The sequence below is a fragment of the Lacrimispora sp. 38-1 genome (genome assembly GCF_049890855.1).
Lineage (GTDB): Bacteria > Bacillota > Clostridia > Lachnospirales > Lachnospiraceae > Lacrimispora.
The window spans coordinates 59,761-84,757 of sequence record NZ_JBANEW010000064.1 but is presented as its reverse complement, the minus strand read 5'-3'; the positions used below and the strand labels follow the sequence as shown (position 1 = coordinate 84,757).

General features: G+C 44.7%; 27 protein-coding genes. 22 read left to right on the top strand and 5 right to left on the bottom strand.

The features are described 5' to 3' along the window. Positions 1–56: 56 nt before the first annotated feature. Positions 57–386: a winged helix-turn-helix transcriptional regulator gene (locus tag V7D18_RS19380; RefSeq protein WP_426156619.1), complete on the bottom strand. Its 330-nt coding sequence runs from the start codon at positions 384–386 to the stop codon at positions 57–59. 131 nt (positions 387–517) lie between these two features. Between V7D18_RS19380 and V7D18_RS19375 the strand changes: the two genes are divergently transcribed. Further along, entirely contained in the window at positions 518–1,420 is a 903-nt protein-coding gene (locus V7D18_RS19375; protein ID WP_426156617.1) for a PhzF family isomerase, read from the top strand. A 57-nt stretch (positions 1,421–1,477) separates the two neighbouring features. Here the strand turns inward: V7D18_RS19375 and arcC are convergent, their stop codons facing one another. Next, positions 1,478–2,416 (bottom strand): carbamate kinase, encoded by a 939-nt coding sequence (gene arcC / locus V7D18_RS19370; protein WP_426156615.1) that lies wholly within the window; start codon positions 2,414–2,416, stop codon positions 1,478–1,480. Between the two features lie 173 nt (positions 2,417–2,589). Here arcC and V7D18_RS19365 point away from each other — a divergent pair, with 173 nt between their 5' ends. Both V7D18_RS19365 and V7D18_RS19360 read left to right on the top strand, forming a co-directional pair. After that, positions 2,590–3,381, top strand: a complete 792-nt coding sequence (locus tag V7D18_RS19365) for a CPBP family intramembrane glutamic endopeptidase (RefSeq protein ID WP_426156613.1) — start codon at positions 2,590–2,592, stop codon at positions 3,379–3,381. Then, on the top strand, positions 3,378–4,397 hold the full coding sequence (locus tag V7D18_RS19360) for a glycosyltransferase family 2 protein (RefSeq protein ID WP_426156611.1): 1,020 nt from the start codon (positions 3,378–3,380) through the stop codon (positions 4,395–4,397). Before V7D18_RS19365 ends, V7D18_RS19360 begins: the two co-directional genes overlap by 4 nt. Positions 4,398–4,441: 44 nt before the next feature. Here the strand turns inward: V7D18_RS19360 and V7D18_RS19355 are convergent, their stop codons facing one another. Beyond that, positions 4,442–5,104 carry a phosphatase PAP2 family protein gene (locus V7D18_RS19355; RefSeq protein WP_426156609.1) on the bottom strand — a complete coding sequence of 221 codons (663 nt, stop codon included), beginning with the start codon at positions 5,102–5,104 and terminating at the stop codon, positions 4,442–4,444. Between the two features lie 224 nt (positions 5,105–5,328). On the opposite strand from V7D18_RS19355, the gene V7D18_RS19350 reads away from it, so the two are divergent. The 3 genes from V7D18_RS19350 (at position 5,329) to V7D18_RS19340 (ending at position 7,860) form a co-directional block, all read left to right on the top strand. Continuing rightward, the gene (locus V7D18_RS19350) at positions 5,329–5,808 is read left to right on the top strand and encodes a COG2426 family protein (RefSeq protein WP_426156644.1); all 480 of its coding nucleotides are present in this window, start codon (positions 5,329–5,331) and stop codon (positions 5,806–5,808) included. A gap of 24 nt (positions 5,809–5,832) precedes the next feature. Then, on the top strand, positions 5,833–6,504 hold the full coding sequence (locus V7D18_RS19345) for an NUDIX domain-containing protein (RefSeq protein ID WP_426156607.1): 672 nt from the start codon (positions 5,833–5,835) through the stop codon (positions 6,502–6,504). A gap of 147 nt (positions 6,505–6,651) precedes the next feature. Beyond that, positions 6,652–7,860 carry a serine hydrolase gene (locus tag V7D18_RS19340; protein ID WP_426156605.1) on the top strand — a complete coding sequence of 403 codons (1,209 nt, stop codon included), beginning with the start codon at positions 6,652–6,654 and terminating at the stop codon, positions 7,858–7,860. 70 nt (positions 7,861–7,930) lie between these two features. Here the strand turns inward: V7D18_RS19340 and V7D18_RS19335 are convergent, their stop codons facing one another. Beyond that, entirely contained in the window at positions 7,931–8,182 is a 252-nt protein-coding gene (locus V7D18_RS19335) for a helix-turn-helix domain-containing protein (RefSeq protein ID WP_426156604.1), read from the bottom strand. 184 nt (positions 8,183–8,366) lie between these two features. Between V7D18_RS19335 and V7D18_RS19330 the strand changes: the two genes are divergently transcribed. The 8 genes from V7D18_RS19330 (at position 8,367) to V7D18_RS19295 (ending at position 16,170) form a co-directional block, all read left to right on the top strand. After that, positions 8,367–9,227 (top strand): metallophosphoesterase, encoded by an 861-nt coding sequence (locus V7D18_RS19330; RefSeq protein WP_426156642.1) that lies wholly within the window; start codon positions 8,367–8,369, stop codon positions 9,225–9,227. A gap of 79 nt (positions 9,228–9,306) precedes the next feature. After that, a complete protein-coding gene (locus tag V7D18_RS19325) occupies positions 9,307–10,113 on the top strand; it encodes a segregation and condensation protein A (protein WP_426156602.1) in 807 nt (268 codons plus the stop codon). Then, positions 10,106–10,765, top strand: coding sequence for an SMC-Scp complex subunit ScpB (gene scpB / locus V7D18_RS19320; RefSeq protein ID WP_426156600.1), 660 nt, complete (start codon positions 10,106–10,108; stop codon positions 10,763–10,765). Before V7D18_RS19325 ends, scpB begins: the two co-directional genes overlap by 8 nt. Further along, positions 10,762–11,199 carry a dUTP diphosphatase gene (locus V7D18_RS19315; RefSeq protein ID WP_288828585.1) on the top strand — a complete coding sequence of 146 codons (438 nt, stop codon included), beginning with the start codon at positions 10,762–10,764 and terminating at the stop codon, positions 11,197–11,199. Before scpB ends, V7D18_RS19315 begins: the two co-directional genes overlap by 4 nt. Positions 11,200–11,233: 34 nt before the next feature. Then, positions 11,234–12,010 carry a tetratricopeptide repeat protein gene (locus tag V7D18_RS19310; protein WP_426156598.1) on the top strand — a complete coding sequence of 259 codons (777 nt, stop codon included), beginning with the start codon at positions 11,234–11,236 and terminating at the stop codon, positions 12,008–12,010. Between the two features lie 12 nt (positions 12,011–12,022). Beyond that, on the top strand, positions 12,023–13,294 hold the full coding sequence (hflX, locus tag V7D18_RS19305; protein WP_426156597.1) for a GTPase HflX: 1,272 nt from the start codon (positions 12,023–12,025) through the stop codon (positions 13,292–13,294). 128 nt (positions 13,295–13,422) lie between these two features. Continuing rightward, a complete protein-coding gene (locus tag V7D18_RS19300) occupies positions 13,423–15,789 on the top strand; it encodes a ribonucleoside triphosphate reductase (RefSeq protein ID WP_426156595.1) in 2,367 nt (788 codons plus the stop codon). Positions 15,790–15,900: 111 nt separating this feature from the next. Further along, complete coding sequence (locus V7D18_RS19295; RefSeq protein WP_117417879.1) at positions 15,901–16,170, top strand: hypothetical protein; 270 nt, start codon at positions 15,901–15,903, stop codon at positions 16,168–16,170. Positions 16,171–16,251: 81 nt separating this feature from the next. Here the strand turns inward: V7D18_RS19295 and V7D18_RS19290 are convergent, their stop codons facing one another. Then, positions 16,252–16,680, bottom strand: a complete 429-nt coding sequence (locus V7D18_RS19290) for an RrF2 family transcriptional regulator (protein WP_426156641.1) — start codon at positions 16,678–16,680, stop codon at positions 16,252–16,254. A gap of 200 nt (positions 16,681–16,880) precedes the next feature. Here V7D18_RS19290 and V7D18_RS19285 point away from each other — a divergent pair, with 200 nt between their 5' ends. The 8 genes from V7D18_RS19285 to V7D18_RS19250 all read left to right on the top strand — a co-directional run bounded on the left by V7D18_RS19285 (position 16,881) and on the right by V7D18_RS19250 (position 24,994). Then, on the top strand, positions 16,881–18,227 hold the full coding sequence (locus V7D18_RS19285) for an MATE family efflux transporter (protein WP_426156639.1): 1,347 nt from the start codon (positions 16,881–16,883) through the stop codon (positions 18,225–18,227). Next, positions 18,224–20,134: an NAD(+) synthase gene (locus V7D18_RS19280; protein WP_426156593.1), complete on the top strand. Its 1,911-nt coding sequence runs from the start codon at positions 18,224–18,226 to the stop codon at positions 20,132–20,134. Before V7D18_RS19285 ends, V7D18_RS19280 begins: the two co-directional genes overlap by 4 nt. A 13-nt stretch (positions 20,135–20,147) precedes the next feature. Continuing rightward, on the top strand, positions 20,148–20,945 hold the full coding sequence (locus V7D18_RS19275; RefSeq protein WP_426156592.1) for a TrmH family RNA methyltransferase: 798 nt from the start codon (positions 20,148–20,150) through the stop codon (positions 20,943–20,945). Positions 20,946–21,058: 113 nt separating this feature from the next. Continuing rightward, positions 21,059–21,499: an NfeD family protein gene (locus V7D18_RS19270; RefSeq protein WP_426156591.1), complete on the top strand. Its 441-nt coding sequence runs from the start codon at positions 21,059–21,061 to the stop codon at positions 21,497–21,499. A 1-nt stretch (position 21,500) separates the two neighbouring features. Next, a complete protein-coding gene (locus V7D18_RS19265; RefSeq protein ID WP_426156589.1) occupies positions 21,501–22,430 on the top strand; it encodes an SPFH domain-containing protein in 930 nt (309 codons plus the stop codon). A gap of 73 nt (positions 22,431–22,503) precedes the next feature. After that, positions 22,504–23,658 (top strand): patatin-like phospholipase family protein, encoded by a 1,155-nt coding sequence (locus V7D18_RS19260; protein ID WP_426156587.1) that lies wholly within the window; start codon positions 22,504–22,506, stop codon positions 23,656–23,658. An 89-nt stretch (positions 23,659–23,747) separates the two neighbouring features. After that, on the top strand, positions 23,748–24,683 hold the full coding sequence (gene argF / locus V7D18_RS19255) for an ornithine carbamoyltransferase (RefSeq protein WP_426156585.1): 936 nt from the start codon (positions 23,748–23,750) through the stop codon (positions 24,681–24,683). 2 nt (positions 24,684–24,685) lie between these two features. Continuing rightward, positions 24,686–24,994, top strand: a complete 309-nt coding sequence (locus tag V7D18_RS19250) for a DUF6637 family protein (RefSeq protein WP_426156583.1) — start codon at positions 24,686–24,688, stop codon at positions 24,992–24,994. Positions 24,995–24,997 lie beyond the last annotated feature (3 nt).

Sequence of the window (24,997 nt, the reverse complement as noted above, 5' to 3'; positions counted from 1 at the left end):
CGTCATGTACGTTTGTTTCAATATATGACAGAGTTTCGGAGATATATGCTGCAGGATTAACGTTCAGACCATTTTTCTCCCCAGATTTTCATCTGATTGACGACGTTTTGTAAATCCATGCCTTTCTCTGTCAGCGTATAATGGACTTCAGGCGGTATGGTTGGGATGACTTCTCTTGTTAAAATGCCATGTGATTCTAAAGAACGCAGACAGGCAGTCAGTGTTTTGGGACTGATTCCGTGTAAGCTGCTTCGAAGCTCTCCGAATCGCTTCGTGCCTGGAAAGAGATTTTTTATAATAAGAAAGGACCATTTTCCGCCGATAATATTAAACATTTTTTCTACATGGCATTCCAGGGTTTTGGGTTTTATTTCTTTATTCTTCATAGTTAGTCTGCCTCGATATTATTATTTTGATAGTTAGTATCTTTAAGGTAATTATATAACGAAAATGTAATTACTTGTCAAGAGGAACTAACCGTATTAAGATAGAAAAAACAAGCATGAGGAGGATTTTTATGAAAAAATCATATCGGATCTACCAGGTGGATTCATTTACCAGAGAGCGGTTTACCGGCAATCCGGCAGGTGTGGTGGCCAATGCCGACGGTCTAAGTGACAGTATGATGCTTAAAATAGCAAGAGAATTAAATAATTCGGAAACAGCCTTTCTTTTTCCGGGATCAGAGGGAGAGTATGACGTTCATGTGCGTTTTTTCACACCCCGGTGTGAAGTGCCCATCTGCGGTCACGCGACAATTGCAGCCCACTATGTAAGAGCATTGGAGCGCGGTATGGCTTCCGGAGTGGTCATACAGAAAACAGGGGCGGGAATCCTTCCTGTTGAAATCCGGTCAGAGGATGGAGATTATACCATCACTATGACACAGGGAGAAGTGGAAGTGGGAGAGCCGCTGCCGCTGCCGGTTCAGATGGAGATTATAGAAGCCCTTGGGATACCGGAAGAAAAACTCAGAAGGGACTGCCCCATTGCCATAGCATCAACCGGTCATTCCAAGGTGATGATTGGCATAACTGAGTTAAACCTGCTGCACAGCTTAAAACCTGACCTTGCAAAACTGACAGAAATCAGCTCCAGGACCGGCTGCAACGGATATTATGTATTCACGCTTCATCCGGAGGAAGCAACCCTTGTTCATGGGAGGATGTTTGCACCTGCCATTGGGATTGCAGAGGATCCGGTGACAGGAAATGCAAATGGACCTTTAGGGGCTTACTTCGTTACATATGGACTGTTTGGAAAGAATAAAGAGGAATTTTCTTTTGAGGCGGTACAGGGAGAAGCCATCGGACGTATGGGGAAAATTTCAGTTACTGTAGCAATAAAAGGAGGCAAACCGGTTAAAGTGAAAATCACAGGCAAGGCTGTGACTGTCTTTTCAACGGAAATGGAACTGTAATAGAAAGAAGGATTCTTGTCCGGCGTATTCTATCCGGGCAAAAATCCTTTTCTTTGTCTATGATTCTGTTATAATGGTACCTGCTTTATCATCCAGGCTTTCTTCTGCTTTTTCCAGGGAAGTAATGATCGCTTTCCGGTTTCTGCCATGTTCAATGAAATCCAGGGAGGCCTCAATCTTTGGAAGCATGGAGGAGGATTCGAACTGATTGTCCTCAATATAAGCGGCAGCTTCTTTAATACTCATGCGGCCGATTGGTCTGGCCTCCGGTTTCCCGAAGTTTAAGGTTACATTATCCACGTTTGTTAAAATCATTAGCACGTCGGCATCGATTTCTTTCGCCAGCAGTCCGGCAGCTCTGTCCTTCTCAATAACAGCACTGGCGCCCTTTAAGTAGCAGCCCTGCTCCATAACAGGAATGCCGCCGCCTCCGCAGGCGATCACAATCTGATCTGCATCCATAACCGCCTTTATGATATCAATCTCAACGATAGAAACTGGCTTTGGGGAAGCGACAACTCTCCGGAAACCTTTGCCGGGAACCTCTTCCACATAGTTCCCTTTTTCCTCTTCTTCCTTTGCTTCCTCTGCAGACATGAAACGGCCGATGGGCTTCATGGGTGTGTAGAAAGCCTCGTCATATGGGTTTACCATCATCTGGGTTAAAATCGTAGCTGCGGATTTATAGATGCCCCGGGTCATGAGTTCTGCACGGATGCCGTTCTGTAAGTCGTAGCCGATGTATCCCTGGCTCATGGCAGAACAGACAGACATGGGAGCGCAGGTGTATCCGTCATGCTGCTTTCCGAATTCATTCATTGCAGTGTGGATCATTCCGACCTGTGGAGCATTGCTGTGAGTAACGGCCACCTGCCAGCCGGACTGGATAAAATCTGCAATTACCTTGGCAGTCCTGGCAACTGCCGTCTTCTGCTCCGGAAGGTTTGTTCCCAAAGCATGATGTCCCAAAGCTATCACAATACGTTTTTTTGCCATATCATTTCCTCTCAGTTTCATGTAGTTTAATGAGAAATTATAAAGACATTATATTATCAGCGGTTAAAAAAAGCAACCGCTTTCGGGCATACAGGGATATGAGAAAAGATTTCAATAGATTTTAGAAATAATTTTAAAAAAATTAAGTGGATATCCTGAAATCAGGTGGTATAATGTTTAAGAAGATACAGAAAATGAAAGGAAAGGTACTTATGATAGTAATCATTCTGCATCTGATTCTTCCTTTGTTTACCTATACGTTAGCCACCACTTTCCTGTATTTGGCGGTGCCTTTGGGTCCTCTTTCGGCTACGGGATTATCTGCAGCGCTGAATATTCCGGTTTTGCTCTGGGTCTATTATTATGATCAGAAAAACAGAGGATATTCGCTGGCAGAGAGTTTTAAGCTTACAAACAGTCCTGTTTCCATATGGCTGCTTGGGGCAGCTCTTTGCATCTTGGGTAATTCTGTTGTGGAAGTCATGGGACTGACCAGGATATCAAAGGCATATCAGGAAGCGGCCAATGCCCTGTATTCCCCGCCGTTTGCGCTGCAGCTTCTGGCTTCCGGTTTTATTATTCCGGCAGCAGAGGAACTGATTTTCAGAGGGATGATATTTGCACCCCTTCGGGATAAATTTTCGTTTGGGCTTTCGGCTGTCATATCAGCCGGTTTATTTGGACTTTACCACGGAAATCTTCCCCAGGGTGTTTATGCTTTTTTAATCGGTCTTGCGGCAGCCTGGCTTTATGAGAGAACAAAAGCCCTGTCAGCAGCCTTCATGCTTCATATCCCGGCTAATTTACTTTCGCTTTTCATAACCAACACAAAGCTGTCCGGATTTCTGTTTCAAAGAGGACATGCTGCAGTGACTGTGGCTGTTGTAGCTGCGGCAGTTGTTGTGACTGTATTTTGTATTGTCCGGATTTATTGGAAAAACAACCTAAAGGAGGATATTGTGTGAAACTCTTATCTGTAGCAATTCCATGTTATAATTCAGAAGCCTATATGAGGAACTGCATCGATTCCCTGCTGCCAGGCGGTGATGAGGTGGAGATCCTTATTGTAGATGACGGTTCTCTAAAGGACCGTACAGCCGAAATTGCAGATGAATATGAACGGAATTATCCGGGAATCTGCAGGGCAATCCATCAGGAGAACGGCGGACATGGAGAAGCGGTTAATGCAGGATTAAGGAATGCATCCGGAATCTATTTTAAGGTAGTGGACAGCGATGACTGGGTGGATGAATCAGCTTATAAGGAAATTCTCAATACGCTCAGGCGTTTTGTCTACGGTGAAAAGACACTTGACATGCTGGTGAGCAATTTTGTATATGAAAAACAGGGTTCAAAAAGGAAAAAAGTAATGAATTACCGGACTGCACTTCCGGAGAATGAGCTGATAGACTGGGACGACGTGAAGGTATTTATACTGGGACAATACATTCTTATGCACTCTGTTATTTACAGGACCGAGCTTCTAAGGCAGTGCGGTCTGGAACTGCCCAAGCATACCTTTTACGTAGATAATATTTTTGTATACCAGCCGCTTCCCCATGTGAAGACCATGTATTATTTAAACGTGAACTTTTACCGCTATTTCATAGGCAGGGAGGATCAGTCAGTCAATGAACAGATCATGATAGGGAGAATAGACCAGCAGATCCGTGTAACAAAGCTGATGCTTTCCTATTATGACGTAATGAAGATAAAGCAGCGCAAGCTTCGCCGTTACATGGTGAGGTATTTAGAGATTATGATGGTTATAACTTCTATTCTTGCAATTAAGTCCGGAACAGAGGAAAATATGGAGAAAAAGAAAGAACTATGGCAGAGCCTGCGAAAACAGAATTTAAAGCTCTATTTAAGGCTTCGTTACGGATTCCTGGGACAGGGAGTCAATCTGCCGGGAAAGGGCGGAATGAAATTCCCCATCGCCATTTATAAAATGACTCAGAAATTTTTTGGCTTTAATTAAAATGGTTCTAAAAAAGACCTCCCCGGCATGGGAAGGTCTTTTTTTTAAGTGATTGCTTTTTCGGAAACCTTTTTTCTGTTTGGAACAAGGGAATCAGAATAAACAAACTGATACATGATATATGCCATGGCGATGGAGCCAAGACCGTCAAAAGCAGAATGCTGCTTTAAGAATACAGTTGCCAGGCAGATTGAAATCATTAAAACAAAGGATCCCGCTCTTAACAGTCCGTACTTTTTCAAACGTTCACTCCGGCAGACTGCGATGTGCACACAGATGGAATTGTACACATGTATGCTTGGAAATACATTGGTGCAGGTATCTGCAGAGTAGAGAAGATAAACAATTGCAGATGGAATATTCTTATTCGGATCAACAAGCGGTCTGAAATCCGTTCCGTTTGGAAAGACGGTGCAGATTACAAGGCTTATGGTCATACCAGTAAACAGCATGGTGCATAGTCTGTAATATTCTTTTACATCATGAAAGAAAAAATAACAGATGGAAACTGCCACATAAGCAAACCACATCAGGTATGGAATAATGAAATATTCATTAAACGGGATATAGTCATCAATGGCTATATGCATGATATGGTAGTTGCTGGTCACCGTTTTTTCCAGGTAGAAAAACCATGGTATATAGAGGAAGGCGTAGCTGAGAATCCATACATGCCGGTATTTGGTTAATAACTGTTTTATATTCATAAAAGACATCCTTCTTAACTGTGTGTGGGATAATAATAATCAACTTTTGAGGATTATATCACACTCGTTTTGTCAGTACAATAGTATTTCATAAATGTTAATATTTTATTCAGTAAAGGTTTCAAATCATGTATGTAAATATAATCTTTTTATAAAACAGTTGATAGACGGTCCATCTTTGTGTATAGTATAAAAGCAGACTTTTATTATGAAAGGAATAGATGATGTTACAAAAATATATAACGGTATTTTTAATTTCCATGGTTCCTCTTATCGAGCTAAGGGGAGCGATTCCTTACTCTGCAGTGATGGGACTGCCTTTGTTCCAGTCCTACCTTATTGCGATAATCGGTAATCTGCTTCCAGTACCGGTTATCTATCTGTTTGCCAGGAGGGTTCTTGAGTGGGGAGCAGATAAGCCGGTGATCGGCGGATTCTTTACATGGTGTCTGGAAAAAGGAAAGCGCGGCGGAGAAAAACTGCAGGCGAAAGCCGGAAGGGGATTGTTCATTGCTCTGTTGATATTTGTTGGAGTCCCTCTTCCTGGTACCGGTGCCTGGACTGGCACATTGGCTGCCAGCCTGCTTGATATTGATTTTAAATCCAGTATTTTAGCTGTGATGGGAGGCGTTCTGATGGCAGGAGTTATTATGGGACTTGCCAGTGCAGGTGTACTTGGAGCGCTTCAGTCCATTGTATTTTAAAAAACTGGTAGGAAGAAGGGCAGAATGGAACGAAAGAATGAAGAAGGGCTGACGGAAAAAGAGTTTCTTTTACAATACCGTCCGGGAGATTACGAACGCCCGTCGGTAACGGTGGATATGCTGATATTTGCATGGGACCAGGAGGAGTCAAAGACAGATATTCTTCTTATCAAACGGAAAAACCACCCCTGCATAGGCCAGTGGGCGATTCCGGGAGGATTTGTGAACATGGATGAATCCCTGGAAGAAGCAGCAGCCAGAGAACTGCTGGAAGAAACCGGGTTAAAAGGAATCTATATGGAACAGCTTTATACCTGGGGCAGCGTAAAGCGGGATCCCAGGACCAGAGTGATTTCCGTTTCTTACTTAGCTGCTGTATCAAAGGATCAGCTGACTGTACAGGCCGGTGATGATGCCAAAAAGGCGTGTTGGTTTGAAGTAAAGAAAAAGAAGCTTTCCGACCTTGAAAACGGAGCGACATATGCGCTTACCATAGAGAATGAGGACGAACATATTTTTATCAGTTATCGGATCACGGAAACTTTTGAACGGGATGGCATGATGTGGAAGAGAGATGTTGACATTGAACTTCTTCCTGCAATTGACATGTTAGACCAGGAGAAACTGGCATTTGACCATGCGGAGATTTTAAATATTGCCATGGACAGGCTGGAAGAGTTGGAAAAAGAGGACTGATACAGAGGATTTTACAGATCATGCATCACTTATATGAGTGATGCATTTTTTTTTTGATTGTAAGAAAATTTTAAGCAGAAATTACTGGATTATATGATATACTGATATAAGAAAAAACAGGCAGAAAGATACAGGAGACAATAGGCTATGACAAAAAACACATGCAGATTAATGAGTCTGGTAATCAGCTTTTCCATGATGGCATCCGGCATCTCTTACGCAACAGAGATACCTACGGTTTCGCCCTTCCCAGGTTCCGCACAGGAAACACAGGCAGCAGCCGGACCGGGGGCGGTTATAAGCGGACAGGCAGACCAGAACGCAGACAGCCAGAAATCCGCACCGGCTTCCACGGGGACTTCCACAGCAGCTTTAAGCGTAAGTGTGCCCCAGATTTCTTCAGAGGGAGCAGTGTTAATGGATGCCGATACCGGCGCACTCCTTTATTCCAAAAACAGTGAGACGAAGTATTATCCGGCCAGCATTACCAAACTGATGACGGCGCTTCTGGTGGCAGAACGGACGAACCTTTCGGATACTGTTATCTTTTCGAAGGCAGCCACTACCAATCTGGAAGCAGGGGCGGTCACCTTAAATATGGCAGAAGGCGATAAGCTGACAGTGGAGCAGTGTCTCTATGGTCTTATGCTCAAGTCCGCCAATGATGTGGCAAACGGCCTGGCTGAGCATGTATCCGGCAGTGTCAGTTCCTTTGCCCAGCTGATGAATGCTAAAGCGAAAGAACTTGGCTGTACCAATACAAATTTTGTCAATCCCAACGGTCTTAATAATTCCAATCATTATACAACGCCTCATGATATGGCGCTGATTGCAAAAGCTGCCTTTCAAAACAGTGTGGTAAGAAAAGTGTGCTCTACTGTCAGCTATCAGATTCCAGCCACTAAGAAGGCAGGCGCCAGAACCGTAACCATGGGACATAAGATGATTAATTCTTCCGACTCCCGTTATTATCCCGGTGTGGTGGGCGGAAAGACAGGTTTTACATCTCTGGCAGGCAATACACTGGTTACATATGCGGAAAAGAATGGATCCCGCTTAATTGTAGTTATTATGAAAAGCAAATCAACCCATTATGGCGATACAAAAGCTCTTCTTGATTATGGCTTTGCCTTAAAAGGGACAGGCAGCAGTAATTTAACAGCGAATGCTTCCGGCGGCTGGGTGCAGTCAGGAGATAAGTGGTATTATTACCGGCAGGATGGAACCATGGCATGCAATTACTGGGTGAAAACCAATGATAAGTGGTATTACCTTGGCAGTGACGGTGTTATGTTAAAGGATACGGTTACACCGGATGGATACCGCCTGGATACCTCCGGTGTCTGGATCTCCTAAGATGGATCTGGCATGAAAAAAGAGCCTTCCGGCTCTTTTTTCATGCCAAATCCTCTGAAGGAAAAGCCTGTTATTTATTTTCCTCAGGGTCAGTATCACAGGTCATGTCTGCTGCCTCGCAAATATCGGCCCGATATTCCATAATTTCTTCCACGCCGCAGTTTAAAATTTTGCAAAGCATGTCAATCGTATGAGTAGATACGAAATTGTTTTTCTTAAGCCGTCCGATTTGTCCAGCGCTGACCTTGCAATATTTGATCAGATGATACTGGCTGACGTTTTTCTTTTTCATGGTTTCCCACAGTCTGTCATAAACAATCATAGTTAGTCACCTCACACTCTTATTAAACCGTGATTATCCAGTATTGCATATTATCCATAATTGGTATCCATTATACGGGTATCGGTTACAATTATAAAAGCCTTTTACTTGACTCAGACGTGTTTTTCATTGTATGATGAAAGGACAGCAAAAGAAGGAATGAGAAAAGATGAGGAATAAACAGATGTGGTTTGCTGCCGGAGTTTTTTGTGCTGCTGCAGGCGCAGTGTCATTGCTGCGCTCTGAATACGAGAGAGAACAGCTTTCCGTAGAGAAGACAGTTGTAAAAAGCAGTAAGATCGGAAAAAACTTAAGGCTGGTATTCCTTTCGGATCTTCACAGTCACTGTTTTGGAGCAGACAATGAGAGACTGCTAAAGACAATTGATCATGTGAATCCGGATGTGGTGCTTGTCGGCGGTGATATGATGGTTGTAAAGAAAACAGCAGATACGTCGGTCAGTTTAAGACTGATGGAGAAGCTGACGTCCAGATATCCTGTTTTTTACGGCAATGGGAATCATGAAAACCGGATGGACCGGGAGCGTTCCGTTTACGGAGACCAGTATGATACGTATGAGAGCAGCTTAAAAAAGCTTGGTGTGATTGTTTTAAGAGACCGGACGGAATTATACCGGAAGGATATAGCGATTACAGGTGTTGATTTAAAGGAAGGATGCTATAAGGATTTTCGTCCGGAGCGTCTTTTTCCAGATGAGCTGGAACAAAAAGCAGGGAAGGCATCACAAGAACGGTTTCAGATCCTTTTGTCCCATTCTCCCCTTTATTTTCCGGCTTATCAGGGCTGGGGGGCGGATTTGGCCCTTTCCGGTCATTTTCATGGGGGCACCATACGCCTTCCGTTTCTGGGAGGAGTCATGACCCCTCAATATCAGTTTTTTAACCCCTGCTGTGCAGGGACGTTTCAGAAAGATGAGAAATACATGATTGTAAGCAGGGGCCTTGGAACCCACTCCATTAACATCCGGCTGAATAACAAACCCCAGGTGGTGGTTGTGGATTTAAAACCCAAATCCTTAATTTGAACCTTCCATATATTTACAGATTGGTCCGGATTTGGTATACTGCTTTTTAGCATGCTTTCAATCTGCTTTGGAGGAATATATGGGAATCTCTTATAAACTGGATAATTTCGAAGGACCTCTTGACCTGCTTCTTCACTTGATTGATAAAAACAAAGTGAATATCTATGACATTCCCATTGTGACTATTACAGAACAGTATTTAGATTACATGAATCATATGGAAACTGAGGATTTGAATATTGTCAGCGAATTTCTTGTCATGGCTGCAACGCTTATTGACATTAAAGCGCGCATGCTTCTTCCGAAAGAGATCAATGAAGAAGGGGAGGAAGAAGATCCAAGGGCAGAGCTTGTTGCCCGCCTTCTGGAATACAAATATTTTAAATATATGGCGTCGGAGTTAAGAGACAGGGAGATAGGAGCAGACCGCCTGCTTTTTAAGACCCCTACTGTACCTGCTCAGGTGGCGAAGTATGAGCCTCCCGTAGATTTAGACAAGCTTCTTGACGGACTTACTCTGGCAAAGCTGCAGGAAATTTTCCGTGCGGTGACGAAGCGGACGGAGGACCGGGTGGATCCCATCAGAAGCCGTTTTGGCAACATCCGCAAGGAAGCAGTAAGCCTGGAAGATAAGATAAAATCGGTTATGGATTTTGCCAGACAAAACCGGAAGTTTTCCTTTCGGAAGATGCTTGAGGGACAGCCTGACAAGATTGAGGTAGTGGTCACTTTTTTAGCGCTTCTGGAGCTCATGAAGATCGGCAAGATCACTCTGACCCAGGAGCATTTATTTGATGATATGATGATTGAAACCCTGGAGCCGGAAGGTGAGGAAGGGGAACTGGATTTTTCGGATCTGGGAGAGGAAGAGAAAGTCAATGGATAAAGAAACTCTGACAGCAAACGGGTCAGGAAAGAGCGCGAAAGAAGAAAAGAAATGGGAAGCGGTCATTGAGGCGGTTCTTTTTACCATGGGAAATTCGGTGGAGCTTGGCCGGCTGGCTGCAGCCATCGATCAGGATGAGGAAACAGCAAAAGAAGCGGTGCTTCGCCTGATGAAGCGGTATGAGACGGGCAAAAAGGGAATGCAGATCATTGCACTGGAGAACAGCTTTCAGATGTGCACCCGCCCGGAGTACTATGAGAATCTAATCCGTGTTGCCTGTGCTCCGAAAAAACAGGTATTATCGGAAGTGGTTCTGGAGACACTTTCCATCATTGCATACAAACAGCCGGTTACAAAGCTTGAGATAGAGAAGATCCGCGGAGTAAAGTCGGATCATGCGGTAAACAAGCTGGTAGAATATAATCTGGTTTATGAGGTCGGGCGTTTGGATGCACCGGGGCGTCCTGCACTTTTTGCAACAACAGAAGAATTTTTAAGAAGATTTGGCATTGGTTCCACTCAGAATTTACCGGCGGCGGATCCTATGGTAGCAGCGGAGATTCGAATGGAAGTGGAAGAAGAACTTTCCGGAAGCGGAGTATTGCTTAAGGAAGAAGAAAACGGCGGCAGACAGCAGGAGGACATACAGTGAGTGCGAACATAAAAATTAAATATTTTACAGATGAGATAGAAAAACTGAGATACATAGACGGCAAATCCGACTGGATTGATTTACGGGCTGCGAAAGAAGTGGAGTTAAAGGCCGGTGAATTCAAACTGATCCCTCTTGGAATAGCCATGGAACTTCCTGCTGGTTATGAAGCCCATGTGGTCCCGAGAAGCAGTACTTTTAAAAATTACGGCATTATTCAGACCAACAGCATGGGAATTATTGATGAAACGTACTGCGGAGACAATGACCAGTGGTTTTTCCCGGCGTATGCACTTCGGGATACCGTGATCCATGTCAATGACCGGATCTGCCAGTTCCGTATTACAGAGCATCAGCCAGCCATCTGCTTTGAGGCTGTGGATTCTTTAAATCATGAGGACAGAGGCGGACACGGAAGTACTGGAATACAATAACATTTATAGAATTGTTAAAGTTGGAGATATTAACATGAAAAGAAAAACCGGATATGGAACGCTTTTAATTGTTCTTATTCTGATTCTTACAGTGACGGCTGGCTGCGGCAAAAAAGAGAATCGGTACACTTACCGGGATGATGGAATTAAGGCCCTTGAGGAGGGAAACTACAAGGACGCCATTTCGTCATTTAACCGGGCCATTGATGTGAAAAAGGGCCTGGTAGGAAAATTCGATATGGATGTATTAAAATACAGAGCGGAAGCGGAGTATCTTTCCGGTGATTACCAGGCAGCTGTAGGTACCTATGATATTTTAATCAAGGTTGATGGCGAAAAACCGGAATATCTGAATATGAGGAGTGCTTCAAAAGCCGGTGCGGGAGATAATGACGGTGCCATAGCTGATTACAACCGGAGCAGTGAACTTGACCCGGACAGCACAGCGCCTGGAAGAATGAATGCACTCATGGCAGCAGGTGCAGCTATGGAAAATGCGGGATCTCCATCGGATGCAATGACTCTCTATGAAGGTGCAGCCGCCGCAGGAGAAGCAGGCCCCATGATCTACAACCGAATGGGATTATGCAGGATGGCGGAAAAGGACTGGGATGGAGCGCTGGAGGCATTTCAAAAGGGCCTGGCAGCACCGGAAGCGTCGAAAGTACCGGAGCTGTTGTTTAACACCGCTGTTGTTTATGAGCGTAAGGGAGAGTTTAAGAAGGCTCTGGATACCATGGAGCAATATGTTTCTGTACATGGACCGGATGAGGAAGCACAACGGGAAATTACATTTTTGGAGTCAAGATAGGTTGGAGAGGGAATGGCAGAACTGATAGAGCTAAAAGAGATAGAAGAAAAGGTTATTTTAACAGCAGTAAGTACGGGAGACGGCACAGACGTGAGCGCATCCTTAGATGAGCTGGAAGAGCTGGTTAAGACAGCGGGTGCAGTTACTGTGGATAAGGTCATTCAGAACCGGGAGAGGATTCATCCGGGAACTTATCTTGGAAAAGGTAAGATTGAAGAGATCCGGGAAAGGATCTATGAACTTGGTGCAACGGGAGTGGTCTGTGATGATGAGCTCTCACCGGCCCAGATGCGTAATTTAGAGGATGCCCTGCAGATAAAGGTGATGGACCGAACCATGGTCATTCTGGATATATTTGCTGCAAGAGCTACCACCAGAGAAGGAAAAATCCAGGTGGAGCTTGCCCAGTTAAGATACCGTTCCGCAAGGCTGGTAGGCTTAAGAAGCTCGTTATCCAGACTTGGCGGAGGAATCGGAACCAGAGGACCTGGCGAGAAAAAGCTGGAGATAGACCGAAGGCTGATTCATGACCGGATCAGTGTTCTGAAAGCGGATTTAGAGGATGTAAAGCGCCACAGAGAGGTGGCAAGACAGCAGAGGGATAAAAATCACATGCCTGTGGCTGCTATAGTCGGCTATACCAATGCCGGTAAATCCACTCTGTTAAACCGGTTAACCGGTGCCGGAATTCTGGCAGAGGACAAACTGTTTGCAACACTGGATCCCACAACAAGGAACTTAAGCCTGCCGGGCGGCCAGCAGATTCTTTTAACTGATACGGTTGGTTTTATAAGAAAACTGCCCCATCATCTGATTGAAGCATTTAAAAGTACGTTAGAAGAGGCCAAATACAGTGATATTATTCTTCATGTAGTGGACTGCTCCAATCCCCAGATGGAAATCCAGATGCATGTGGTATATGAGACGCTGCGGGAGCTGGGTGTAACGGATAAGGTCATGGTTACCGTGTTTAATAAAATTGATGCTTTAAGACCTGATACCACCCTTAAGGACATCTCATCGGATTATCAGGTCAGGATCTCCGCGCGTACAGGAGAAGGGATAGATGAACTGGAGAACCTGATTGAATCTATATTGAGAAGCAGAAGGATTTACTTAGAGAAGGTTTATTCCTATAAAGACGCGGGAAAGATCCAGCAGATCCGAAAATACGGCCAGCTTTTAAAAGAAGAATACCAGGAAGACGGAATACTGGTGAATGCTTATGTACCGGCAGAATTATTTGCAGGTCTGGCAGGCAGCCAGGACTTTTTCGACGAATGACAAAAACACAATATGTAGATTTTGAAATAAACAAAATCCACATATTGTGTTTTCTTTTTTCTTCTGCTATAATACATCTGTATGCTAAAAAAAGTCGTGACGGTTTTTGTGAAAGGAGTAAAGGTTAGATGATCCAGGTAGTGAAAAGAGATGGGGAAGAAGCTGAATTTAGCTTGGGGAAGATCACGGAAGCCATTAAGAAAGCATTTAAGGCAACCGGAAAGGAGTACAACAACGAAATTTTAGAGCTTCTGTCTCTGCGGGTGACGGCAGATTTCCAGGAGAAAATGAATGAAGGTAAGATAACTGTAGAACAGATCCAGGACAGCGTGGAGCATGTGCTGGAGCACGCGGGATATACGGATGTGGCTAAGGCCTACATATTATATAGAAAACAGCGGGAAAAGATACGGAATATGAAAAACACCATTCTGGATTATAAAGATGTGGTGAACAGTTATGTTAAGGTTGAGGACTGGCGTGTAAAAGAGAACTCAACGGTGACTTATTCCGTAGGAGGACTGATCTTAAGCAATTCCGGTGCAGTTACGGCGAATTACTGGCTGTCAGAGATCTATGATCACGAGATAGCAGAGGCACACAGGAATGCGGATATTCATATCCATGATTTGTCCATGCTTACCGGCTACTGCGCAGGCTGGTCGTTAAAACAGCTGCTTTTAGAGGGGCTGGGAGGAATTCCGGGAAAGATTACCTCTTCTCCGGCCAAGCATTTATCTGTACTCTGCAACCAGATGGTTAACTTTCTTGGAATTATGCAGAATGAATGGGCGGGAGCCCAGGCATTTTCATCTTTTGACACTTATCTGGCACCCTTTGTAAAGAGTGACCGGTTGTCCTATCCGGAAGTGAAAAAGTGCATCGAATCCTTTATTTATGGTGTGAACACTCCCAGCCGCTGGGGCACCCAGGCACCATTTTCCAATATCACCCTGGACTGGACTGTTCCGTCTGATATGGCTGAGCTGAATGCCATTGTAGGCGGAAAAGAGATGGCTTTCAAATATAAAGACTGTAAAAAAGAGATGGACATGGTTAATAAGGCATTTATTGAAACCATGATTGAGGGAGATGCCAACGGAAGAGGATTTCAGTATCCAATCCCCACCTATTCCATAACCAAAGATTTTGACTGGAGTGATACAGAGAACAACCGCCTGCTGTTTGAAATGACCTCCAAATACGGAACTCCTTATTTTTCCAATTATATCAACAGTGATATGGAGCCCAGCGATGTTAGAAGCATGTGCTGCCGTCTCAGACTGGATTTAAGAGAATTAAGAAGGAAGACCGGAGGTTTCTTCGGGTCAGGAGAGAGTACAGGATCTGTTGGTGTGGTAACCATTAATATGCCGAGAATTGCTTATCTGGCAAAAGATGAAGCGGATTTTTACAAGCGTCTTAACCACATGATGGATTTGTCAGCCAGATCCTTAAGAACCAAGAGAGAGGTTATTACAAAGCTTTTGGATCAGGGGCTTTATCCTTATACAAAGCGCTATCTTGGAAGCTTTGAAAATCACTTTTCCACCATTGGACTGATCGGCATGAATGAGGTTGGTTTAAATGCAAAATGGCTGGGGAAAGACTTAACCGATACAAAGACACAGCAGTTTACAAAAACCGTTTTAAATCATATGAGGGAACGGCTTTCCGATTATCAGGAGTTGTACGGAGATCTTTACAATCTGGAAGCGACTCCGGCAGAATCCACAACCTATCGTCTGGCCAAGCATGACAGGAAGTATTATCCGGACATTAAAACAGCCGGCCATGAGGGAGATACCCCTTATTATACCAACAGTTCCCATCTTCCGGTGGATTACACGGCCGATATTTTTGATGCCCTGGACATTCAGGATGAGCTTCAGACACTTTATACTTCAGGAACTGTATTTCATGCATTCCTGGGTGAGAAGCTGCCTGACTGGGCAGCAGCTGCAAAGCTGGTTAAAACCATTGCCGATCATTATAAGCTGCCTTACTACACCCTGTCTCCAACCTATTCTATCTGCGCAGAGCATGGATATCTGGCAGGAGAGCACAGTGTCTGCCCGGTGTGCGGAAAGAAAGCTGAGGTTTACAGCCGTATTACCGGTTATTACCGTCCGGTACAAAACTGGAATGAAGGAAAGACGCAGGAGTATAAAAACCGTACTACCTACAATATTTCCGGCTCCGTTTTAAAAAATGCTACTCATGAGCAGAAGGCAGAAAAGGGAACGGACAAGAAGCCGGAGATGCCGTCAGGTGCTTATCTGTTTACTACAAAAACCTGCCCCAACTGCAGGCTGGCAAAGCAGTTCCTTAAGAATGTAGATTATGAAACAGTGGATGCAGAAGAGAATGCAGAGCTGGCAGACAAGCTGGGAATTATGCAGGCACCCACTCTTGTATTGGTAAAAGACGGACTGATTCAGAAGATCACCAATGCTTCTGATATCCGTAAATTTGCAGAAAGCATTCCATGCTGATTTTGTGTCCCATCTACGATACATACGCCAATATATGGTAGTCAGTCAAAAGATTCTGTGCTATAATAGTACAGAATCTTTTGATGTTTCAGACAGAAAGGGGCATAGCAGATGGAATATGAGAATACGTGGGTCCTGTTTGGGGAGATGGGTGCAGTAGCCAGAAAGAGTATTGAAGCAGAACATCATTACATCAGCCTGCAGATACAGACACATGGAGACGGTGCTTTTACACTGGTGATCGAGGCAGGAATTGAAGCGGTATCCGTAGAGCTTCAGTCGAAGACACTGGAAGAAGCTTTACAGGAGGCTGATGGATTTTCAAGAGATTATTTTCGTGACAAGGCCCGCCTGTTTGAAGAAATAGCGGACCGGATCTGACAGATAAATTCAAAAATCCGTTGGATTGCAGCCAGGCTCTGCTGCTGCAATCCAACGGATTTTTTATGGCAATACGGCTTGTCAGTCTTCTATTCCTTCCAGACGTTTCTGCTCCTCTACAAGATCGGCAAGAGTGATGTTATCTACCACATCGGAGATGGCCTGATCCAGTTTCTTAAAGACCAGCATGCTGGCACATGTATCGGCCCTGCTGCAGGAGTTGACTTCTTCTTCCATACAGGATACCGGGACCAGACTGCCTTCTGCAAGGCGCAGAATCATGCCTGCCGTGTATTCGGAAGGGTCTTTAGTCAGATAATAGCCTCCCTGTGCGCCTCTCCGGCTTTTCACGTATCCGGCACGGCTTAGAATCGTAACAATCTGTTCTAAGTACTTATCAGATATGTCCTGCCGCTCTGCAACGTGGTTAATCTTCGTGCATTCACCTGGATGAAGGGCAAACTCAATCATCATTCGGAGCGCATAACGTCCCTTGGTAGAAAATTTCATCAAAATAAATCCCCCCCTGATTATTCTTATCTGTTTAGTAGGATATTAAAGTATTTTACACGATCAGCATGAAAAAGTAAACCTTAAATTATCCGGCTTCCAAATTGTCGAAAAAGGATGTATACTAATATTCATTGGGAGATTGGAAAAAAGTAGGAGGTTTATTTGTGAATAAAAAACTGCATACAACTCAGGTGATCATGACAGAAGGCGTAATCTGGAGACAGCTTCTTGCTTTTTCTCTGCCTTTACTGGTTGGAAACTTATTTCAGCAGCTTTATAATACAGTGGACTCTGTAGTAGTAGGCAACTTTATCGGCAGTGATGCACTGGCAGCTGTGGGTTCCAGTAATTCCCTGATTAACTTAATTATCGGTATGTTTATGGGGATTGGCACCGGAGCCGGAGTCATTATATCCCAGTATTACGGGGCCGGAGAAAAGCAGAAGCTGCACTGGGCGGTACACACCACCATGGCATTAAGCATCGTGGGAGGTCTCATCCTGATCGTGCTGGGCGTTTTTTTATCCCCGCTCATTCTCGTTTTAATGGGAACACCTCAATCGGTAATGCCGGCCTCTGCTGCATATCTGCGGATTTTTTTCTGCGGTTCTTTGTTTAATCTGGTATATAATATGGGGTCGGGTGTTCTCAGGGCTGTGGGGGACTCCAAACGTCCGCTCATATTTCTGTGCATTTCCTCTGTCATTAATATCGTACTTGATCTTGCGTTTGTAGTTGTTTTTCAGATGGGAACGGCAGGAGTGGGATATGCAACAGTGGCAGCCCAGGGAGTATCGGCACTCCTCACAGTCAGGGCGCTGGTTCAAACAGATGATAGTTACCGTCTGGAACTGAGTAAAATAAAAATTGACCGGCGCATGATGGCCCGCGTTTTAAAAATCGGAATTCCAAGCGGCATACAGCAGTCGATTATTTCCCTTTCCAACGTAATCGTTCAGGCGAATGTCAACAGCTTCGGTGCAGCAGCCATGGCAGGATTTGGTTCCTATAGCAAGATTGACGGCTTTGCCATGCTTCCGCTTCAGAGCTTCTGCATGGCAGCAACCACATTTACCGGGCAGAATATCGGAGCCAAAAAAACCAGACGGGTGAAACAGGGGGTTTTTCAGGGACTTGTCATCAGTATGATTTATACCATTCTTATTTCCGTCATTCTTTATCTGAATGCGGAGCGCATTTTAAGAATATTTTCCCCTGATCAGGATGTAATCGCATACGGATATACCTCCATGCTGATTCTGCTTCCGTTTTACTGGACGATGGCCATACACCAGATCTTAATGGGAAGCATTCGGGGAAGCGGCAGAACCATGGTCACCATGCTGATCGGAGTGGGAAACATGTGTATTCTGCGAATGATTTATATTAATTTGCTGGTACCATTATTCCCCAGTTTTGAAGCGGTGATGTGGTGTTATCCTATAACATGGCTTACTACCATGGGAATGGACTGTATCTATGCATGGAAAGCAAAATGGATACCAAAAGGGAAAGAAGAACAGATAGGAGAAAAAAGTCAATGAAACATGGATATATCAGGGTTGCGGCTGCGACCCCCGACGTAAAAGTTGCAGATCCCCGGTTTAACAGAGAGAATATTGTGAGACTCATCAGGGAAGGTGTGGAAAGAAAGACAAAAATCATGGTGTTCCCGGAGCTTTGTCTCACTGCCTATACCTGCGGAGATTTATTCGGGCAGGATGCGCTGCTTGCCGGTGCAAAAGAAGAGTTAAAGGTGATTGCCAAAGAGACAGAGGGCAGTGATATACTTGTGTTTGTGGGACTGCCCTGGGAGAGGGACGGGAAGCTTTACAATACCGCTGCGGCAGTACACAGCGGCAGGGTGATTGGACTTATTCCGAAGACAAATCTGCCGAATTATTCTGAATTCTATGAAATGCGGTATTTTGAGCCGGGAAACACAAAAACGGTCATGATAACCTGGGAGGGATATGAGATTCCCATGGGAACTGATCTGCTCTTTGCCTGTAAAGAGATTCCCGGACTTGTAATCGGAACGGAAATCTGTGAGGATGCCTGGGTTCCGAATCCGCCTTCCATCCGCCATGCAGTTGCGGGAGCTACCGTCATAGTAAACTGTTCTGCAAGTGACGAGACAACCGGAAAGGACCTTTACAGAAGAAGCCTGATTACAGGACATTCTGCTACTCTGGTCTGCGGCTATATTTATGCCAATGCAGGAGAAGGTGAGTCCACCCAGGATCTGGTATTCGGAGGGCAGAACTTAATCGCTGAGAACGGGCTTTTGCTTGCGGAATCAAAGCGTTTTGGCAATGAGACTGTTTACGGTGATATGGATCTGGAACGTCTTATTCATGACCGCAGACGAATGACGACGTTTCCGGCACCTGACAGAGAACATTATCTGGTGGTTCCATTTTCCATGAAACAGGAAGAGCTGGATTTAAAAAGAAGGATAGATCCAAGACCTTTCGTTCCGGATGGAGCGGCAGAGCGAAACCGCAGATGTGAGGAGATTCTTTCCATACAGGCGATGGGGTTAAAAAAGAGACTGGCGCATACTGGCTGTAAGGATGCAGTAATCGGTATTTCCGGAGGTCTTGATTCCACTCTTGCTCTTTTGGTTACAGCCAGGGCATTTGATATGCTTCAAATTCCAAGAAATCAGATTCATGCGGTGACCATGCCCTGTTTTGGTACCACAGACCGTACTTATCAAAACGCCTGCCTTCTGACGGAAAAGCTGGAGGCAGAATTAACAGAAGTAAATATCAGGGAGGCAGTATCCGTTCATTTCAGGGATATCGGCCACAATCCTGAGCAGCACGATGTCACCTATGAAAATTCCCAGGCAAGGGAACGGACGCAGATTCTCATGGATCTTGCCAACCGTCTGGGAGGTATCGTCATCGGTACCGGAGATATGTCCGAACTGGCTCTGGGCTGGGCCACCTACAATGGTGATCACATGTCCATGTATGGAGTCAATTCATCGGTTCCAAAGACTCTGGTCCGCCATTTGGTCCGCTACTATGCGGATACCTGTGAGGAGGGAGCTTTAAAGAAAGTTCTCTTAGATGTTCTGGATACGCCTGTAAGCCCGGAGCTGCTGCCTCCTAAGGATGGAGAGATTGCCCAGAAGACAGAAGATCTTGTGGGACCATATGAGCTTCACGATTTCTTCCTCTATCAGATCTTAAGATTCGGGACCCGTCCTTCAAAGGTATACCGGTTGGCGGTTTCAGCTTTTGAAACGCAATACGGGCCGGAGGTCATTTTAAAGTGGCTGAAGGTGTTTTACAGAAGATTTTTCAGCCAGCAGTTTAAACGCTCCTGTATGCCGGATGGACCAAAGGTAGGTTCTGTTGCAGTATCTCCAAGAGGGGATTTGCGTATGCCCAGTGATGCAGTAAGCCGCTTATGGCTGGAAGAACTGGAAAATTTATAAAGAGAGGTACCATATGATAACCAGCAGTGCCAATGGGAAAGTAAAGCAGGTGATGAACCTGATAAAAAAAGCAAAGGCCAGAAATGACAGCGGATTATTCGTGGCAGAAGGCCTTCGCATATTTAAGGAGATTCCGCCGGAGTTAATTGACAGTGTATTTGTTTCAGAAAGCTTTTTAAAAGAGGATGAGCAGAGACGGCTGATCAGTGGGTTAAAACATGAGGTTCTGACTGATGAGGTCTTTTCAGTGATGTCAGACACCAGAACCCCCCAGGGCATACTCGCTCTTGTAAAACAGAATTCATATACTCCGGAGGATCTTATCCGTGCTCCCGGACCTGCCTTTTTACTCATACTTGAAACGATACAGGATCCTGGAAATTTAGGTACGATCATAAGGGCAGGAGAAGGAGCGGGAATCACCGGAGTGCTTATGAACAGCACCACTGCGGATATCTACAATCCCAAGGTAATCCGTTCCACAATGGGCTCTGTTTTCCGGGTTCCTTTTGCCTATACCAGTGATTTAAATGCCTCCATTCTTCAGTTAAAAGATCGGGGGATTCAGTTATATGCAGCCCATTTGGATGGCAGGAATAATTATGAAAAAGAAGATTATACTGTTGATACAGGGTTTTTAATCGGGAATGAAGCCAATGGCCTGTCAGAAGATACGGCAAAGCTGGCAGATGCCTATATTAAGATCCCCATGATGGGCAGGGTGGAATCACTGAATGCAGCAGTGGCTGCTTCTGTGCTGATGTTTGAGACTGCGAGACAGCGCAGAGAGCAGAGTTTAATAAAAAAATAAGTCTTTTTTACAGCGGGAATGTTGAGAAATGCCTGAACATATAGTATGATAGTGTCAACGGATAGATTCGCCGTGATACTTTGCCTATCATGGCAGGGAAGGGGAATGAGATAATGGCAGCGATCTATTGGCTTATAGGTTTTGTAGTGCTCCTTGGAATTGAAGCAGCGACGATGGCGCTTACTACCATCTGGTTTGCAGGCGGGGCACTGGTTGCATTTGTGCTTGCATTATTTGGTGTCAATACGCAGGTACAGCTTGCAGTGTTTGTAATTGTGTCTTTTGTACTTTTATTTTTTACCAGACCCTTTGCCTTAAGATATGTTAACCGGTATACAGTTAAAACCAATACAGAAAGTCTGATTGGTAAGTATGCCAGGGTTACCGCAGAGATTAATAATCTGGAAGAAAAAGGCGCCGCAGTCTTAAACGGACAGGAATGGACTGCAAGGGCATTGGATGATGACAGCATCTATCCGGTGGGAGTCATGGTGGAAGTAAAGGACATTAAGGGAGTCAAGCTGATTGTAAGCAGGAAACAGGAGGAATTATAAGATGGGAGCAATTGGATTTTCAGCAGTTATTATTATTTTAATTATTATTCTGGCAGTACTGGCCTCATGCGTGAGAATTGTTCCGCAGGCGCAGGCACTTGTTGTAGAACGTCTGGGAGCATTTCTTGAGACGTGGTCAGTAGGTGTACACATTAAGCTGCCTATTCTTGACAGAGTGGCAAAAAGAGTGAATTTAAAGGAACAGGTAGCAGATTTCCCGCCGCAGCCGGTTATTACCAAGGATAACGTTACCATGAGAATTGACACCGTGGTGTTCTTTCAGATTACAGATCCGAAGCTTTATGCCTATGGTGTGGAAAACCCCATCATGGCCATTGAGAACTTAACGGCAACAACCCTTCGTAATATCATCGGTGACTTAGAGCTTGACCAGACTCTTACTTCCAGAGAGACCATCAATGCAAAGATGAGAGAAACTCTGGATATTGCGACAGATCCATGGGGAATCAAAGTAAACCGTGTGGAGCTTAAGAATATTATGCCTCCGGCAGCCATTCAGGATGCCATGGAAAAACAGATGAAAGCGGAACGTGAACGACGTGAAGCAATCTTAAGGGCAGAAGGAGAGAAGAAGTCAACGGTTCTTGTGGCTGAAGGTAAAAAGGAATCCGCCATTCTTGATGCTGAGGCTGAAAAACAGGCTGCGATTCTTCGTGCAGAAGCCGAAAAGGAAAAGAGAATCCGTGAGGCAGAAGGTCAGGCAGAAGCCACTTTAAAGATCCAGCAGGCCAATGCGGATGGTATCCGTATGATAAAAGAAGCAGGAGCGGACAGGGCTGTTCTTGTTATAAAAAGTCTGGAGGCATTTAAGGCTGCAGCTGACGGCAAGGCAACCAAAATCATTATTCCGTCTGAGATTCAGGGGCTGGCAGGACTGGTTTCTTCCATTACGGAGTTACCCAAAGAATGAGTTAACCGCAGCAGATGTCATATGACTTCTTGCTGCGGTTTTTGCAGACACAGACAGGATTTGGGAGGTTTATATGGAGCTTAAACTGGATTTGGAACGGGAATACGGGCTTGTTCTGGAAGGCGGAGGCGCCAAAGGTGCATATCAGATCGGGGCATGGAAGGCTCTTCGGGAAGCCGGAGTGAAGATAAAGGGGGTCGCAGGAGCTTCTGTAGGCTCTTTAAACGGTGCCCTGATCTGTATGGATGACCTGGAACGGGCAGAGGAGATCTGGAAAAACATAGATTATTCCCAGGTGATGTCAGTCACCAATGAAACCATGGAAGCGTTAAAGAAAAAGGATTTTAAATCCCTGAATTTACAGGAACTGATTGCCAGAGGCTTTCAGCTTGTAAAAGATGGCGGATTTGACATTACCCCTCTGAGAAATTTAATCGCTGATGTGGTGGGGAACGAAGAGAAAATCGTAAACTCAGACAGAGAGCTGTATTCCGTTACCTATTCCGTGTCCGACCGCAAAGAGCTGGTGGTTGATTTGAAAAAAGGGGAGATGGGCACTGTAAAGGATATGCTTTTGGCAAGTGCTTATTTTCTGGCTTTTAAAAATGAGAAGCTGGGCGGAAAGCGGTATATGGATGGCGGCGGGTTTAACAATGTTCCGTTAGATGTTCTGATTGACCATGGTTATGAGGATATTATCGTGATCCGGATTTATGGCTGGGGATTCGACAAGGAACGGGTGGTTAAGATACCGGATGGGATTAAAGTCTACCACATTGCCCCCAGACAGGATCTTGGAGGAATACTGGAATTCGATAAAAAACAGGCAAGAAAGAATTTAACACTGGGATATTACGATGCCAAGCGGTTCTTATATGACCTGGCCGGCCGAATCTATTATATTGATGCACCAAAGACCGAACCCTATTATTTTGATAAAATGATGTCGGAGATGGAACTTTTAAAACTTTATATTAAGGATATGACTGGAGCAGAAGGACTGGAAGCGCTGACCGGGTACCGGGCGTTTACTGAGACGCTTTTTCCGAAGCTTGCAGTTGATTTTAAATTGAAGGAAGGCTGGAATTATAAGGATATGTATCTGGGCCTTCTGGAGGATCTGGCTAAGCGGCTAAAGGTGAAACGTTTCCGGATTTATACAGTGGAAGAGCTGCTTTTAGAGATACGCAGAAAGATTCATAAGCTGGGAGCAGAGGTTTCCTTTTAGCTTATTTGTATTTTTAAAAAAATTACTTGCATGAATATTCACTATATACTATAATAATGTATAAAAATACAGCAAGCGGAGGAAATTATATGAATCTGAAGGGAAGAAATTTTATTACATTAAAGGATTATACACCGGAAGAGATTCAGTACTTACTGGATCTGTCTGCGGATTTAAAGGCAAAAAAGAATCAGGGGATTACTGGGAGCTCCTTAAAAGGGAAAAACATCGCCCTTATTTTTGAGAAACCGTCAACCCGCACCAGATGTGCATTTGTGGTTGCTGCAGTGGATGAGGGAGCCCATCCGGAATATCTTGGAAAGGATGACATACAGCTTGGGCACAAAGAAAGTGTGGAGGATACGGCACGAGTTCTGGGCAGGATGTTTGACGGCATTGAATTCCGCGGTTTTAAACATAAAACAGTGGAGGCTCTGGCCCAATATGCAGGCGTTCCTGTATGGAACGGTCTGACAGAGGATTATCACCCCACACAGATTCTTGCAGATTTACTGACTATTAAAGAGCATTTTGGATATTTAAAAGGGCTGAAGTTTGTTTATGCAGGAGACGGGCGCAATAATATGGCTAACAGCCTGATGATCGGCATGAGCAAGATGGGAGTGCATTTTACCATTCTGGCACCGGAATGCCTCTGGCCAAATAAGGAACTGACAGAACTCTGCCAGGGATATGCAGATTTAAGCGGAAGCACCATTACACTGACAGAGGACAGTGAGAAGGTGAAGGACGCAGACATTATATACACCGATGTATGGTGCTCCATGGGAGAGGAAGAGAAGGCGGCAGAGCGTGTTGCACTCTTAAAGCCATATCAGGTGAATAAGGAACTGATGAATAAAACAGGTAAGGATACTACCATATTTATGCATTGCCTGCCGGCAGTTAAAGGCAACGAGGTGACTGAAGAGGTCTTTGAATCCGGCGTATCAGTAGTATTTGATGAAGCGGAAAACAGGATGCATACCATTAAGGCAGTGATGGTTGCGACGTTAGGAGAGTAGAAATGTATTTACAGGAACGAGGAAAAAATTTGAGAAATGCTTCCATGATAGTGGATTTTGCCCACATTGTGGTAGGAATCTTAATTGTGGTACTGGCGGTGATTTCTTTTTTGAATCCGGAAGACAATATGCTGATGTTCCCGGTTATATTTTTTCTGGCAGGAGCTTTGAACTTCATTAACGGAATTTATAAAATAAGGCTCAGCGGCAGAGAGAAGCGGAAGAAAGCGGCAGGAGGCGCCTCCGTAATTGCAGGCTGCCTGCTGTTTGCTCTTGCAGTGATCAGTGCAGTAAGCATCTGGTGGGGGTGAAGG